The sequence below is a fragment of the Azospirillum soli genome (assembly GCF_017876165.1).
GTDB classification, from domain to species: domain Bacteria; phylum Pseudomonadota; class Alphaproteobacteria; order Azospirillales; family Azospirillaceae; genus Azospirillum; species Azospirillum soli.
In genome coordinates this window covers 363326-377099 of the sequence record NZ_JAGINQ010000002.1, presented here as the reverse complement: position 1 = coordinate 377099, position 13774 = coordinate 363326, and the positions used below count along the sequence as shown (strand labels likewise).

The window sequence follows — 13774 nt, the reverse complement described above, 5'->3', positions numbered from 1 at the left end:
GCCTTGCGGACGACTTCGCGCCCACAAGGGGAGAGGGGCTTATTTCAAGCTTTCGCTCACCCCGTCGCGGCCAGCACGGAGCTGTTCGCGGGGGCGTTGCGGACGCGCAGGCGCTTGATGCGGCGGGGATCGGCCTCGACAATCTCGAACTCCAGGCCGGACGGGTGCTTCAGCATCTCGCCACGGCCCGGCACGCGGCCGGCCAGCGAGACCACCAGACCGCCGAGCGTGTCGATGTCCTCGCGCTCCTCCTCGGTCAGGACGGGGCCGACGCGCTCCTCGAAATCCTCAATGGAGATGCGGGCGTCGGCGATGATCGATCCGTCCGGCCGTTCCACGAGACGCGGCGAGGCTTCCTCGTCGTGCTCGTCCTCGATCTCGCCGACGATCTCCTCGACCAGATCCTCAATGGTGACGAGGCCGTCGATGCCGCCGAATTCGTCCACCACCAGCGCCATGTGCTGGCGCTTCTGGCGCATCTGCACCAGCAGGTCCACCACGGGCATGCTGGGCGCGACAATGGTGATGTCGCGAACGATGTCCTTGAGTTCCAACGGCTTGTGGCCGGCGACCACCGCGATGACGTCCTTGATGTGGACCATCCCGACGACGTCGTCGAGCGTCTCGCGGTAAACCGGAAGGCGGGAATGCGCCTCGTCCGCCATCCTGTGGATGAGGGCGGGCATCGAGGTGTCCACGTCCACCGCGACAATGTCGGCGCGGGGCACCATCACATCGGCCACGCTGCGGTCGCGAAGCTTGAGGATGTTGGCGAGCAGGGCGCGTTCGCCGGCTCCCATCGATCCTTCTTCGCCGTCCTGCTCCTCGATCAATTCCTCGATCGTTTCGCGGAGCGTGTTGTCGTCACGCCCCCCCAGGACGGTGCGGAGCCACCCTTTGAACAGGTGGCCCAGGGAATGCTGGTCTTCGGCCCCGTCTTCACGGGGCGTGCGACTGTCGGAAATCTCGCTCATCGGTCGGGTGGTTCGTCCATGTTGGGCGCTCCGGGAGGGAGACGCGTGGCGGCGTAGGGATCGGCGATCCCGAGGGTTTCGAGCACCTGGACCTCCAGCTGCTCCATCTCCTCGGCTTCGTCGTCCGTTTCGTGATCATACCCCAGCAGATGCAGAACGCCATGCACGACAAGGTGGGACATGTGGTCCGAAGGCGTTTTACCCTGCTCGGCGGCCTCGCGGGCGACGGTTTCCCAGGCCAGGATGACATCGCCCAGCAGAATGGGCGCGTCCTCGTCCACCTCCGGCTCCTCGGCCTCGGTCAGCGCGAAGGACAGCACGTTGGTCGGCTTGTCCTTGCCGCGATACTCGCGGTTCAGGCGGTGCACCAGCGCGTCGTCGGCGAGCACGACCGAAAGCTCGGCCGGCCCTTCATCCTCGTCGTAGGTGACGGTGAGCGCGGCCAGCGCTGCGCGCTCGGCCAGCCATTCCGCGTCGTCGGCCCAGTCGCCTGCTTCACGTGAAACGGCCACATCGACGGCCATCACAGCGTCCCCTCCCGAGTGGGAGCACTGCCGCCATTCCCGTTCGGACGCTTGGCGGCTTTCGCCTGCGCCTCGGCCTTGTCGTAGGCGCGGATGATGCGGGCAACCAGCGGGTGGCGCACCACATCCACGTCGGTGAAATGCACGAAGCGCACGCCGTCCACGCCCTTCAGGATCTCCAGCGCCTCGCGCAGGCCGGACTTGGTGCCGGCCGGCAGGTCGGTCTGCGAGATGTCGCCGGTCACCGCCATGCGTCCGCCCTCGCCCAGGCGGGTCAGGAACATCTTCATCTGCATGGGCGTGGTGTTCTGCGCCTCGTCCAAAATGACGAAGGCGTTGGCGAGCGTCCGGCCACGCATGAAGGCCAGCGGGGCGATCTCGATCTCGCCGGATTCCAGCCGCTTCTTCACCTGCTCCGCCGGCAGCATGTCGTGCAGCGCGTCGTAGAGCGGGCGCAGGTAAGGATCGACCTTCTCCTTCAGGTCGCCGGGCAGGAAGCCCAGCCGCTCCCCCGCTTCCACGGCGGGACGCGACAGGATGATGCGGTCCACCTGCCCCGTCGTCAGCATCGCCACGGCCTGCGCGACGGCGAGGTAGGTTTTGCCCGTGCCGGCGGGTCCGAGCCCGAAGACCATCTCGCTCTCGGCCAGCGCCTGGAGATAGGTGGCCTGCATGGGCGAGCGCGGGGTGATCGCCCCCTTGCGCCGCGTACGGACGGCAACCTCGCCACGGCTGAGCGTGGCAAGGTTCTGATCGCGCACCGCCTCTCCGCCCACGGCGGTGGCCATGCGGACTGCGGCGTCCACCTCGCCCGTGCCGACGGCCATGCCGCGCTTCAGCCGCTCATACAGAGCGTCCAGCGCCGACCGGGCGGTTTCCGCGGACTCCGCCGGACCGGCGATGGTCAGGATGTTGCCACGGGAAATCAGGGAGACGCCCAGCTGGTTCTCGATCCGCGCGAGGTGGCGGTCATGCTCCCCATACAGCATGGGGAGGAGCCGGTTGTCGTCGAACTGCAAATCAATGCGCTGGTCGGGCAAGCCGTTCAAACGGTCGCCTCCAAGGTTTGTGTCCCAATGGGAGAAGAGTGGTATTCGTCGGTCACCACGGTGCCCGACAGGCTGTTCGGGTGGGCGCCGTCGATGCGGATCTCGACGATCCGGCCGAACAGACGCTCGTTCGCCTCGGCGTAGACCGATTGCATGTAGGGGCTGCGGCCGAGCAGCTGGCCGTCGCGCTTGCCTTTCCGGTCGAACAGCACCGGCACGGTCTTGCCGACGAAGCCCTGGTTGAAGGCCTGCTGCTGCGCGTTCAGCAATTGCTGGAGCGCGGCAAGGCGGCTTTCCTTCACCTCCTCCGGCAGCTGGGTGTGTTCCAGGGCGGCGGGCGTGCCGGGACGCGGGCTGTATTTGAAGGAATAAGCCTGCGCGTAGCCGACGTCGGTCACCAGACGCAGCGTCTCGGCGAAGTCGGCGTCGCTCTCGCCGGGGAAGCCGACGATGAAGTCGCCCGACAGCGCCAGATCCGGCTTGGCCGCGCGCAGCTTGTCGATGATGCGGCGGTAGTCGTCGGCGGTGTGCTTGCGGTTCATCGCCGCGAGGATCCTGTCGGAGCCCGCCTGCACCGGCAGATGCAGGTAGGGCATCAGCTGCGGCACCTCGGCGTGGGCGCGGATCAGGTCGTCATCCATGTCCCTCGGGTGCGAGGTGGTGTAACGGATGCGCTCCAGTCCGTCGATTTCCGCCAGCTCGCGGACCAGCCGACCGAGGCCCCAAGTCGTGCCGTCCGGCCCGTCGCCGTGCCAGGCGTTGACGTTCTGGCCCAGCAGGTTGATCTCCCGCGTGCCGGCCGCGACCAGGCGCCTAGCCTCCGCCAGGATCTGCACGCCGGTGCGCGAGAATTCCGCGCCACGGGTGTAGGGGACGACACAGAAGGTGCAGAACTTGTCGCAGCCCTCCTGCACGGCCAGGAAGGCGGCGACACCCTGCGACCCCGCCTCGTCGGGCAGATAGTCGAACTTGGATTCCGCCGGGAAATCGGTGTTCAGCACGCTGCCGGCCGCGCGGGTGGCCTTCGCCACCATTTCGGGAAGCGTGTGGTAGGTCTGCGGCCCGAAGACGATGTCCACGTAGGGCGCGCGGGCGACGATCTCCTCGCCCTCGGCCTGCGCGACGCAACCGGCCACCGCGACGATCATGCGACCGTCGCCAGCCTGGGCCTTGGCGTCCTTCATCTGGCGCAGACGGCCGAGTTCCGAGAACACCTTCTCGGACGCCTTCTCGCGGATGTGGCAGGTGTTGAGGATCACCATGTCGGCGCCGTCCGGCTCTTCCACCGGCCGGTAACCCAGGGGGGCCAGGACATCCGCCATGCGGGCGGAGTCATAGACGTTCATCTGGCAACCCCAGGTCTTGATGAACAGCTTTTTGCTCAACGATCCCTTCCACACCAAAACAAAAAGGCGCGCCAGGACGGTATGGCCCGGCGCGCGACCCGCCGCCACGCGGCGTCGCTTCTGGCCAATATGGTAACACGACCAACGAGAATCGAGTCAACCGCGCCCTGAATATTCCCTCTCCCGCCGCATCGCGGCGGGAGGATGAGGGTGCCGGCAAGAATAACGCGCTTGATCCTCGACTGTACCCTCACCCGCCCGCTGGCGCGGGCACCCTCTCCCGGGACGGGAGAGGGAATGCGGCAAGCTCGCGCCCCGACACAGCCTTTGCCACACCGCCCGCCACCGCCCGCTGGCAATGATCGGCCAGGGCCTTGCGGCTGGAGAAGTTCTCAATGGTCACCGGCGGATGGAACTCCACCTCCACCGTCATGCGGCCGAGCGTGAAGACCGTCCACAGATGCGGGGCGAGGTCCATGTCCCCGTACCACGCATAATAGGGCCGAAAGGCGATCCCCATGGGAATGCCGTCGAGCCGCGTCGGCGTGATGCTGACCGGCTGCACGGTCAGGGGCTTGTCACCGATCCGCCGCGCCGCCACGGCGAACAGCGCCGTCTTGAAGGGCAGCGTGCGGTTGCCGTCGCTCGACGTGCCCTCCGGGAACAGGATCAGGCTGTCGCCGGCGTCGAGCCGCGCGCCCAGCTCGTCGCGCTGCCGTTCCACTCCCGCGCGCGCCTTACGCTCCACGAACACCGTCTGCTGGAGCTTCGCCAGCGTGCCGAAGAAGGGCCAGCCGGCCACCTCGCTCTTGGCGACGAAGGAGCCGGGAATGACCGAGCCCAGAACCGTGATGTCCAAATAGGACGAGTGGTTGGAGACGAACAGAACCGGCCCTTGGGCCACCCGCTCCCCGCGCACCACCACGTCGAAGCCGATGATGCGGGCGCAGATGCGGTGGTAGAAGACCGGGATGCGGTGGCGGGCCGGCAGCTTCAGCGCGACGGCCAGCGTCTGTACCGGGATCAGCAGCAGCGTCCAGGCGAGATACAGCGCCAGCCGCAAACCGCCAATGACCGGCGACCCCGGCGCGCGCCCACCCTCTGCCGTCACCATCACCGCCTCACGCGATCTGGGCGTCGCGGCTGCGTCGCTCGTAGTGCTTGGCGTATTTTTCGGTGATTAGGTCCGTCTTCACCACGATGGACACATCCGTCGTGTTGAACTGGTGGTCGATCACGGCACCCTCGCCGATGAAGCCGCCCAGCCGCAGGTAGCCCTTGATCAGCGGCGGCAGGACGTTCAGCGCGCGTTTGAAGTCAATCTGCTCGCGCGGCATCAGGTCCATGCTGACGTAGCGTTCCGGCAGCGCCACCGGGCGCAGTTCCGGCGGCGCCAGATGGTTGTGGTGCAGATAGGCCAGCGGCTCGGCCAGCGCCCCCGGATCGGTTCCCGGCAGGCTGGCGCAGCCGAACATCAGCGCGATGTCGTGCTGGAACACATAGGCCGCAATGCCCCGCCACAGCAGCTGCATGCTGCCGCGCGTGCGGTAGGCCGCGTCCACACAGGACCGGCCCAGCTCCAGGATCTCGCCCGGCAGATCGACCAGACGGCCGATGTCGTATTCGTCGCTGGAATAGAAGCGCCCGGCCTTCGCCGCCGCCGGACGGCGGATCAGGCGGTAGGTGCCGACCACCATCTCCGGCCCGTTGCCGCGCGCGTGGTCGATGACCAGCAGATGGTCGCACAGCGTGTCGAACGCGTCGAAATCCCGGTGGCGCGCCGCCATGTCCGGGGTCGGGATCGCCGACATCTCCTCGTAGAAGACGCGGTAGCGAAGGGCCTGCGCCCAGTCGATCTCGGCGGCGTTTTCGGCCAGCCGCACTTCGAGGGAGCCCATGCGCAGTTCGGACGAACTGCCCTGGTCCGTGCTCGTATCAGCCATGTCGACGGTTCGCCGGCGTTGTTCGTGATAAGGCGATCGCCGGCACCCCATATCCGGGACCGGCCCGATCACACCACAGGGATAACACGAATGGCCGGTTGCCGGTCAACCGCCTCTTTGCCGTGCACCCTGGGCGGCGGATCCTCGGCGGCCGGACAGGGGCAACGGCCCGTGGTTCCGAAGCGGACCGCCCGGAGCGGGGCGATCCGCCGCAGACCGACGCTCAAGCCTGCCTGATCTTGGACGTCTTAGGCGGCGCCGCGACGGGCGCGGGTGCCGAGCCCGATCTGCTTGGCCAGCGAGCTGCGCTGGCGGGCGTAGTTCGGGGCGACCATCGGATAGTCGGCCGGCAGGCCCCAGCGGTCCCGGTATTCCTCGGGCGACATGTCGTACGCCGTCTTGAGATGGCGCTTCAGCATCTTCAGCTTTTTGCCGTCCTCAAGACACACGATGTAATCGGGGGTCACCGACTTCTTGATGGGAACGGCGGGCTGCGGACGCTCCTCCGTCACCACCGGTTCGGTGCCGACGTTCGCGAGCGACTTGTACACCTGCTCAATCAGCGTCGGAAGATCGCTGAGAGCCACTGTATTGTTGGAGACATGCGCCGCCACGATCTCCGTGGTCAGAGACAACAGCGCGTTGGAAGGGTTCCCATTGCTCATGTAAGCTTGCTCCGCGGCTTGGCGTTCCTCTCCATATAAAGAGGTTTCCAGCCGCGTGCAATATCCATCCTTTGATCATAAAGAGGAAGCAGTGTACGAAAAAATCTCGACCGACTTGTTTTTGGACATCACCTCGGACGTGTGCCCGTTAACCTTCGTCAAAACCAAGTTGTCAGTGGAACGAATGGAGTCCGGGCAAACCCTCGAAGTTCGGCTGAACGCAGGCGAACCCTTGGAGAATGTACCCCGATCCTTAGCCGAACTGGGTCACTCCATTCTGGCGGTAAAACCCGAAAATCCGGATGAGCCGGCCGGGATCCACCGCCTTTGGGTGCGCAAAAGTTAATATTTATACGCTCACGAAAGAATACCGAAGCACCAGGGCGGCAACCCTTCCATCCGGGCGCTTGTAATATCCGGGCCGCCGGCCGACCGGAAAGAAACCGCAGGACTTATACAATGCCCGCGCCGCGTCGTTGTCTTCGGCGACTTCCAGGAACAGCGCCGTGGCGCCCCGTTCCCGGGAGCCGTCCAGCGACGCCGCGACGAGGCGCCGGCCGATGCCCCGCCCGCGCGCCTCGGCCGAAACGCCGATGGCGATGATCTCCGCGTCCTCGGCGGCGACCCGCGCCATGACGAAGCCGACCGGCTCCTCTCCCTTCAAAGCCAGCACCGCGAAGGAGCCCGGCTGGCCGACCAGCGTCGCCACGGCTTCCTCCCCCCACGGGTCGTCGGGGAAGCAGGCCCGCTGCAAGGCGGCGATCACCGGCGCCGCGACGACATCGGCCGGCTGGAGCATCACTTCATCACTCATCACTTCGCCTTTGGCAGGGTGACGTCGGGCGGGCGCAGGTAGAAGGGCTGGGCCGGCAGGCCGACCGGGCGCGCGGCACCCAGCGCCGCCACCACGGCGGCGTCCGGCGTGCCCGCCCCCTCCGCGAAAGCCGTATCCGGCCGCCCCTCCAGCACCGGGCGCAGTAGCCCGGCCCCGTCGCCGGCGATTAGCAGAGGCGCGGCGGGCAAAAGTCCGGCCAGCCACGCGGGCACCGCCGCCGGCTCGTGCATCGCCGGCTCACCGACCGGCGTCAGGTCGGGACCGAAAAGTTGCAGAAACGGCTCGGCCCGGCGGGAGTCCACGGCGACCAGCACCGCCCTCCCCGCCCGCGCCTCCTCCGGCAACCCGTGCGCGATGGCGTCGAAGGTGGTGATGCCGACGACCGGAAGCCCGGCGGCCAGCGCGAAGCCGCGCGCCGCCGCCAGCGCGATGCGCAGCCCCGTGAAAGCCCCCGGTCCCACGGTCACCGCGATGCGATCCAGCCGGTCGAAGCCGACAGCGGCCTCGGCCAGCGCCGCCTCGGCCATGGGGACCAGCGCCTCCGCTTGGCCGCGCGCCATGGGTTCAGCGCGGCGCGCCGTGACACGGCCATCGTCCCACACCGCCGCCGAGCAGCCCGACGTCGCTGTATCCAGCCCCAGAACGATCATTGACCCACCGCCTTCATTGCTGCCTTCTTCCCAAACCCTAAGTCCAACAGACCCCTCGCAAACATGCTCATTGACATCGCACCGCCGGCCTTCGACGTCGATCTCGACCTGCTCTACGCCACGCCCGACAACCTGACGGGCGCGCCGATCTACCGCCGGCCGGCGTGCCTGCTGCATCCGCACGCCGCCGACCGGCTGCGCGCGGCCATCGATCTGGCGCGCGGCATCGGCTGCCGGCTGCGCCTGTACGATGCCTTCCGCCCGGTCGAGGCGCAATGGATGCTGTGGCATGCCTTTCCCGACCCCGCCTACATCGCCGACCCGCGCACCGGCTCCATGCATTCGCGCGGGGTGGCGGTGGACCTGACCCTGGCCGACAAGGACGGCCAGCCGCTGGACATGGGCACCGGCTTCGACGACATGACCGACCGCTCGCACCACGGCCGCACCGACCTGACCCGCAAACAACAGCGCAACCGCGCCGCCCTGCTCGGCGTCATGACGGCGGCGGGCTGGCGGCATTACGCGTGCGAGTGGTGGCATTACCAGCTTCCCGACGCGGACGGCTACCCGCTGCTGACCGACGCGGCGACGGGTGGAAAGCTGATGGGCTGAGGCGACGGTTTGTTGCATGGCTGCATCGCTCGGCGACCGGCAGCAGCCTTGGGGACGTTGCGGACTTGTTCCCGGTGGGTCTGATATGCCACATCACATGTGGTAAGCCGGACGGTCGTCCGGTTCCGCGATCCGTATGGGCCGACATGCCGCTTCGACGCGCCGCCGCATTGCTCGCCGTGGCCGCCGCCTGGACCCTTCAGGTTCTGGCGGGCGGCCCCGCCGTCGCCGCGGAACAGCCGAGCCCCAACGCGGCCCCGAGCGCGGTGGTCTTCGCCTACGACCGCTTCGGCGAGGACCAGACCCCCTCGATCAGCATCCGCCTCGACCAGTTCGAAGCCCACATCGAGGAGCTGACGGACGGCGAGTATCAGGTTCTGCCGCTGCCCCGCATCCTGGAGGCGCTGCGCACCGGCAAGCCGCTGCCCGACCGCACGGTCGCCATCACCATCGACGAGGCCAGCAAGTCAGCCTATCGCGAGGCCTGGCCGCGTCTGAAGGCCGCCAACCTGCCGTTCACGCTGTTCGTCGCGACCGACGCCGTGGACCGGGGATCGCCCGCCCACATGACCTGGGCGGAGATCCGCCAGCTGGCGGCGGCCGGGGTGACCATCGGGGGCCTGAGCGCCTCCACCCAATCGCTGGTGTCCCGCCCCGCCGCCGACATCGTGGCGGAGCTGCGCCGCATGTCCGACCGCCTCCAGGCGGAGCTGGGCAAGCGCCCGACGCTGTTCGCCTACCCGCAGGGCGAGGTGTCGGCCGCCGCCCGCGCCTATGTCATGGACCATGGGCTGGAGGCCGCCTTCGGCCAGCAGTCCGGCGTTCTGCACCCGCAGGCCGACCGCTGGAACCTGCCGCGCTTCTTCATGAACGAGGCCTTCGGCAGCGTGGACCGTTTTCAGCTGGCCGCCAATGCGCTGCCGCTGCCGGTCACCGACCTGACGCCCGACGATCCGCTGCTGACCGTCAACCCGCCGTCGCTGGGCTTCACCGCCGCCGACGAGGTGGGCGACCTGTCGCGGCTGGCCTGCTTCGCCGCCGGCCAGGGCCGCACCGCCATTGAGCACGTGTCCGACGACCGCGTGGAAGTCCGCATCAAGGATCCCTTCCCGCCCGGCCGGTCCCGCGTCAACTGCACCCTGCCGGCCCCGGACGGCCGCTGGCGCTGGCTGGGATTGCAGTTCGTGGTTCCGGAATAAGAAAAAGATTCACCACAAAGACACGAAGGGCACAAAGAACCCCACAAAGGAGCGCCAGCACCGCAACGCACAGCCGCGATGCCGAGACCCTCTTTGTGAAACCCTTTGTGCCCCTCGTATCTTTTTGGCCGTGTCTTTGTGGCGATTCCCCTCGCCGCAAAGAAACGTTACCGGACCGCGCGGACCTCGACGACCTCGGGGATGTAGTGGCGCAGCATGTTCTCGATGCCGGCCTTCAGCGTGGCGGTCGAGCTGGGGCAGCCGGAGCAGGCGCCCTTCATGACCAGATACACCACCCCTTCCTCGAACCCGTGGAAGGTGATGTCGCCGCCGTCCTGCGCCACGGCCGGACGCACGCGGGTGTCGAGCAGCTCCTTGATCTGCTGGACGATCTCGTCGTCATCACCGCCCTCGGCGTGGCCGTCGCCGACGTCGTCGAGCAGCACCGGCCGGTTGGCGGTGAAGTGCTCCATGATGACGCCGAGGATCGACGGCTTCAGCAGGAACCAATCCTTGGCGGCGGTCTTGGTGATGGTGATGAAGTCGGCGCCCAGGAACACGCCCTCCACCCCGTCGATTTCGAACAGGCGCTGGGCGAGCGGCGAACGGGCGGCATCCTCGCGGCTGGGGAAGTCGGCGGTGCCGCGTCCGAGCACGTCACGCCCCGGCAGGAACTTGAGAGTCGCCGGGTTGGGCGTCTGCTCGGTCTGAATGAACATGTCCATATCCTCCATCGGCGCCGAACATGACTGGCGGCGCAGGCGAAACTTGGGCAGAATCGTGCGCCAGATCAAGGATCGTCTCAGTATGGTTATTGCCCCGTGAGCGTCGCGCCGTCCACGCCCGCCTCCACGCCGGATCTTGCCGCCCCCCTTCCCGCCCCCGGCCCCCGCGATACCCGGCAGGAGGTGATCGACTGGCTGTTGCAGGAAGGGCGGCACGCCGCCAGCATCCAGGAGCTTCTGGACCGCTTCTGCCGCCGACTGGGCGCGGCGGGCGTGCCCCTGTGGCGCGTGGTGTGCGGCCTGCCGCTGCTGCACCCGCAGATCCGCTCCATCGTCTTCTTCTGGCGCCGCCACACCCAGGGCGTGGAGGTCTCCACCCGCCCGCACGGCACCGAAACCAGCAGCGAGTATCTGAGCAGCCCCTTCGCCACCCTGCTGGACGACGGCGCCGACGCGCTTCGCTACCGGCTGGAGCAGATGGAGGCGCCCTGGCCCTATCCAGTGCTGGGTGAACTGCGCCAACAGGGCGCCACCGACTACGCCGCCATGACCATCCTGTTCGCGGACGGGCGGCGCAACGTGATGAGCTTCACCACCGACCGGCCCGGCGGCTTTTCCATCGAGGATCTGGCGCTGGTCAACGGCGTCATGCCCGCGCTGGGCGCGGTGCTGGAAACGATGGCGCTGCGGCGGCTGGCCGTCACGGTGCTGGACACCTACGTCGGGCGGCGGACGGGCACGCGCATCCTGTCCGGCGACATCCGGCGCGGCACCGGCGCCAACGTGCGCGCGGTGCTCTGGTACTGCGACCTGCGCGGCTTCACCTCCCTGGCCGACCGGCTGCCGCGCGAGGAGCTGATCGGCCTGCTGAACGGCTATTTCGAGATCATGGGCGGGGCGGTGGAACGCCAGGGCGGCGAGATCCTGAAGTTCATCGGCGACGCCATGCTGGCGATTTTCCCGCTGGAGGACAGCGACCGCGACGGAGCGTCCGCCTGCACCAAGGCGCTCGACGCGGCGGAAGACGCCGTGAAGGGCATGATCGAGCGCAACGCAGAGCGCGCCGCCTGGGGCCAGCCGACGCTCCGCTGCGGCATCGCGCTGCATCTGGGCGAGGTTATGTACGGCAACATCGGTTCCGCCGACCGGCTGGACTTCACGGTGATCGGTCCGGCCGTCAATCTGGTCAGCCGGATCGAGGGATTGTGCAACCGCCTGGACCGCACCGTCCTGACCTCCGCCGCGTTCGCCGCCGCCTGCGGCGCCCGCCTGACCCCGGTCGGCTGGCACCCGGTGAAGGGCCTGCCCAACCCGGTCGAGGTCCATGGCTTGAAAGAACAGGAATAACCGGAGGACAGCGTGCAGAAGGTCAACTTGGCGGAGGCATTCAGCCGCTTTTCGGAGCACTGGAGCCCACGGATCGCCGGCGAGATCAACGACAGCCATGTGAAGCTCGTCAAACTGAAGGGCGAGTTCGTCTGGCACCACCACGACCAGGAGGACGAGCTTTTCCTGGTCGTCAGGGGGCGCCTGCTCATGCGGTTCCGCGACCGCGAGGTCTGGCTGGAGCCGGGTGAATTCATCATCGTGCCCAAGGGCGTCGAACATCTTCCCGTCGCGCCGGAGGAATGCGACGTCCTTTTGCTGGAGCCGAAGACGACGCTGAACACCGGCAACGTCGTCAACGAACGCACCGTCGCGGACCTGCAACGCCTGTGACCGAAACACCCCTGACTGAAACGCCTCTAACTGGAAAGCCTGTGACCGGCCTCGCCCCCACACTCCCCGCCACCCGCCCCTATGCCCTGGCCGCCGCCGCGTTCTCCGCCGGCTGGTCGCTGATGATGATGGAAATCCTCGGCGCGCGGCTGATGGCGCCGCACTTCGGCTATTCCGTCTATCAATGGGGCGCCATCATCGGCGTGGTGATGACCTTCATGGCCGCCGGCTACTGGACCGGTGGGCAGCTCGGCGACGGGCCGCGCGCCGTGCCCGCGTTGCGCTGGGCCCTGCTGGCCGGGACGCTCGCGGCGGCGCTGACGCCGTGGCTTGGCAAGCCGATGCTGGCGGACGCGGCGGCGCGGCTGAACGCGGCGGATGGGGCGGTGATCGGCGCGGCGCTGATCCTCGGCGTGCCGTCCTTTGCACTCGCCATGGTGTCGCCCATCTGCGCGGGGCTCAGCGCGCTGTCGGGCGCGGCGGCGGCGGGGCGGATCTACGCGGTCGGCACGGTGGGCAGCATCGGCGGGACCTTCTTCGCCTCCTTCTACGCCATCCCGCAGGTCGGCGTGTCGGCCGGCTACGCCATGGCCGCCGTTCTGCCGGCCCTCGCCTGCGCCTTCGTTCCGGGTGGTAAACGAATGGCGGCTGCGGCCGCTTTGGGCGTGCCGCTCGCCTGGGCCGCCGGCTATGGCGAGGGGCGGGAGTTCGCCGTCTACCGCGAGACGCCGCACAACACCGTCATGGTGCGCGAGGACGACCGGGAGATCCGCCTGCACCTGAATGTGCTGTGGGCGACCCAGTCGCGGCTGCGCAAGGACGGAACGCCGACCGGGCTCTATTACGACCTGTTCCCCGCCGCCCCGGCGCTGACGGGCGGCACGGAATCCGGCGGCAAGCGCGTGCTGGTGCTGGGGCTTGCCGGTGGTGCGGCGGCCAAGGGCATTCTGGAGGCTTGGCCGGGCGCCGACGTTCTGGGGGTGGAACTCGACCCGGCGGTGGTGGAGGTGGCGCGTTCCCACTTCGACCTGCGGCCGGAGGTGCGAGTCGCTGTGGACGACGCCCGCCGTCATGTGGAGACTTCAACCGAGCAGCACGACGTGGTGATCGTGGACCTCTACTCCACCGCCATCATCCCCTTCTTCACCGCCACGCGCGAGTTCTTCGAGGCGGTCGAGCGGCGGGTGGCGCCGGGCGGGATCATGCTGATGAACGTGGCCTCGCCGCAGGACCGCGACACGCTGGTCGGGCCGCTGGCGGCGACGCAGGGTGCGGTCTTTCCCTCCGTCTTCCTCGCGGACGCCGGGCGCGGCAACTATCTGCTGATCGCCACGAAGGAGAAACGTACGCTCGACGACGTACGCGTACGCCTGGAAAACGCCCCGCCGCAGGTCGCGTACGCCGCCCACCGCGTCCTGGACGACCTGACCGTCGCCGACACCGCCGGTCACCCGGTTCTGACCGACGACCGCAGCGACATCGACCTGCGCAGCCTCGCCGCCCTTTACGGGAGATAGGTTACGGCAAGCA

The 13774-nt window shown here is 68.1% G+C and carries 16 protein-coding genes; 6 read left to right on the top strand and 10 right to left on the bottom strand.

Annotation, left to right across the window (positions count from 1 at the left end; translation table 11 throughout):
* Window positions 1-56: 56 nt before the first annotated feature.
* The 7 genes from J2852_RS04825 to J2852_RS04795 all read right to left on the bottom strand — a co-directional run bounded on the left by J2852_RS04825 (window position 57) and on the right by J2852_RS04795 (window position 6501).
* Window positions 57-974 (bottom strand): hemolysin family protein, encoded by a 918-nt coding sequence (locus tag J2852_RS04825; RefSeq protein WP_209871749.1) that lies wholly within the window; start codon window positions 972-974, stop codon window positions 57-59.
* On the bottom strand, window positions 971-1498 hold the full coding sequence (ybeY, locus tag J2852_RS04820) for an rRNA maturation RNase YbeY (RefSeq protein WP_209871746.1): 528 nt from the start codon (window positions 1496-1498) through the stop codon (window positions 971-973). Before ybeY ends, J2852_RS04825 begins: the two co-directional genes overlap by 4 nt.
* Complete coding sequence (locus tag J2852_RS04815; RefSeq protein WP_246499316.1) at window positions 1498-2487, bottom strand: PhoH family protein; 990 nt, start codon at window positions 2485-2487, stop codon at window positions 1498-1500. The genes ybeY and J2852_RS04815 overlap by 1 nt, the downstream gene beginning before the upstream one ends.
* A gap of 56 nt (window positions 2488-2543) precedes the next feature.
* Entirely contained in the window at window positions 2544-3932 is a 1389-nt protein-coding gene (gene miaB, locus J2852_RS04810; RefSeq protein ID WP_209871736.1) for a tRNA (N6-isopentenyl adenosine(37)-C2)-methylthiotransferase MiaB, read from the bottom strand.
* 211 nt (window positions 3933-4143) lie between these two features.
* Window positions 4144-5007: a lysophospholipid acyltransferase family protein gene (locus J2852_RS04805; protein WP_209871733.1), complete on the bottom strand. Its 864-nt coding sequence runs from the start codon at window positions 5005-5007 to the stop codon at window positions 4144-4146.
* A 7-nt stretch (window positions 5008-5014) separates the two neighbouring features.
* Window positions 5015-5836 (bottom strand): GNAT family N-acetyltransferase, encoded by an 822-nt coding sequence (locus J2852_RS04800; protein WP_209871730.1) that lies wholly within the window; start codon window positions 5834-5836, stop codon window positions 5015-5017.
* Between the two features lie 248 nt (window positions 5837-6084).
* Complete coding sequence (locus tag J2852_RS04795; protein WP_209871727.1) at window positions 6085-6501, bottom strand: Ros/MucR family transcriptional regulator; 417 nt, start codon at window positions 6499-6501, stop codon at window positions 6085-6087.
* A 91-nt stretch (window positions 6502-6592) separates the two neighbouring features.
* Between J2852_RS04795 and J2852_RS04790 the strand changes: the two genes are divergently transcribed.
* Window positions 6593-6847, top strand: a complete 255-nt coding sequence (locus J2852_RS04790; RefSeq protein ID WP_209871724.1) for a sulfurtransferase TusA family protein — start codon at window positions 6593-6595, stop codon at window positions 6845-6847.
* 3 nt (window positions 6848-6850) lie between these two features.
* Here the strand turns inward: J2852_RS04790 and rimI are convergent, their stop codons facing one another.
* Both rimI and tsaB read right to left on the bottom strand, forming a co-directional pair.
* Window positions 6851-7315, bottom strand: coding sequence for a ribosomal protein S18-alanine N-acetyltransferase (gene rimI / locus J2852_RS04785; RefSeq protein ID WP_211112092.1), 465 nt, complete (start codon window positions 7313-7315; stop codon window positions 6851-6853).
* Window positions 7315-7986, bottom strand: coding sequence for a tRNA (adenosine(37)-N6)-threonylcarbamoyltransferase complex dimerization subunit type 1 TsaB (gene tsaB / locus J2852_RS04780; protein ID WP_209871718.1), 672 nt, complete (start codon window positions 7984-7986; stop codon window positions 7315-7317). The genes rimI and tsaB overlap by 1 nt, the downstream gene beginning before the upstream one ends.
* 63 nt (window positions 7987-8049) lie before the next feature.
* Here tsaB and ddpX point away from each other — a divergent pair, with 63 nt between their 5' ends.
* Complete coding sequence (gene ddpX / locus J2852_RS04775; protein WP_209871715.1) at window positions 8050-8601, top strand: D-alanyl-D-alanine dipeptidase; 552 nt, start codon at window positions 8050-8052, stop codon at window positions 8599-8601.
* A 146-nt stretch (window positions 8602-8747) separates the two neighbouring features.
* The gene (locus J2852_RS04770) at window positions 8748-9800 is read left to right on the top strand and encodes a polysaccharide deacetylase family protein (RefSeq protein ID WP_209871712.1); all 1053 of its coding nucleotides are present in this window, start codon (window positions 8748-8750) and stop codon (window positions 9798-9800) included.
* A 167-nt stretch (window positions 9801-9967) separates the two neighbouring features.
* On the opposite strand, the gene J2852_RS04765 is transcribed toward J2852_RS04770, so the two are convergent.
* A complete protein-coding gene (locus J2852_RS04765; RefSeq protein WP_209871710.1) occupies window positions 9968-10519 on the bottom strand; it encodes a NifU family protein in 552 nt (183 codons plus the stop codon).
* Window positions 10520-10621: 102 nt separating this feature from the next.
* Between J2852_RS04765 and J2852_RS32210 the strand changes: the two genes are divergently transcribed.
* The 3 genes from J2852_RS32210 to J2852_RS04750 are packed head-to-tail and all read left to right on the top strand — an operon-like array spanning window position 10622 to window position 13761.
* A complete protein-coding gene (locus tag J2852_RS32210; RefSeq protein WP_209871707.1) occupies window positions 10622-11872 on the top strand; it encodes an adenylate/guanylate cyclase domain-containing protein in 1251 nt (416 codons plus the stop codon).
* Window positions 11873-11884: 12 nt separating this feature from the next.
* Window positions 11885-12244 carry a cupin domain-containing protein gene (locus tag J2852_RS04755; protein WP_209871704.1) on the top strand — a complete coding sequence of 120 codons (360 nt, stop codon included), beginning with the start codon at window positions 11885-11887 and terminating at the stop codon, window positions 12242-12244.
* A 41-nt stretch (window positions 12245-12285) separates the two neighbouring features.
* Complete coding sequence (locus J2852_RS04750) at window positions 12286-13761, top strand: fused MFS/spermidine synthase (RefSeq protein ID WP_209871701.1); 1476 nt, start codon at window positions 12286-12288, stop codon at window positions 13759-13761.
* Window positions 13762-13774 lie beyond the last annotated feature (13 nt).

Bases quoted from the DNA above. Each gene is read 5' to 3' on its own strand.
- J2852_RS04765 (WP_209871710.1), bottom strand. From the start codon at position 10,519: ATGTTCATTCAGACCGAGCAGACGCCCAACCCGGCGACTCTCAAGTTC.
- J2852_RS04825 (WP_209871749.1), bottom strand. From the start codon at position 974: ATGAGCGAGATTTCCGACAGTCGCACGCCCCGTGAAGACGGGGCCGAA.
- tsaB (WP_209871718.1), bottom strand. From the start codon at position 7,986: ATGATCGTTCTGGGGCTGGATACAGCGACGTCGGGCTGCTCGGCGGCG.
- J2852_RS04770 (WP_209871712.1), top strand. From the start codon at position 8,748: ATGCCGCTTCGACGCGCCGCCGCATTGCTCGCCGTGGCCGCCGCCTGG.
- J2852_RS04795 (WP_209871727.1), bottom strand. From the start codon at position 6,501: ATGAGCAATGGGAACCCTTCCAACGCGCTGTTGTCTCTGACCACGGAG.
- rimI (WP_211112092.1), bottom strand. From the start codon at position 7,315: ATGAGTGATGAAGTGATGCTCCAGCCGGCCGATGTCGTCGCGGCGCCG.
- J2852_RS04800 (WP_209871730.1), bottom strand. From the start codon at position 5,836: ATGGCTGATACGAGCACGGACCAGGGCAGTTCGTCCGAACTGCGCATG.
- ddpX (WP_209871715.1), top strand. From the start codon at position 8,050: ATGCTCATTGACATCGCACCGCCGGCCTTCGACGTCGATCTCGACCTG.
- J2852_RS04805 (WP_209871733.1), bottom strand. From the start codon at position 5,007: ATGGTGACGGCAGAGGGTGGGCGCGCGCCGGGGTCGCCGGTCATTGGC.
- ybeY (WP_209871746.1), bottom strand. From the start codon at position 1,498: ATGGCCGTCGATGTGGCCGTTTCACGTGAAGCAGGCGACTGGGCCGAC.
- J2852_RS04815 (WP_246499316.1), bottom strand. From the start codon at position 2,487: ATGCTGTATGGGGAGCATGACCGCCACCTCGCGCGGATCGAGAACCAG.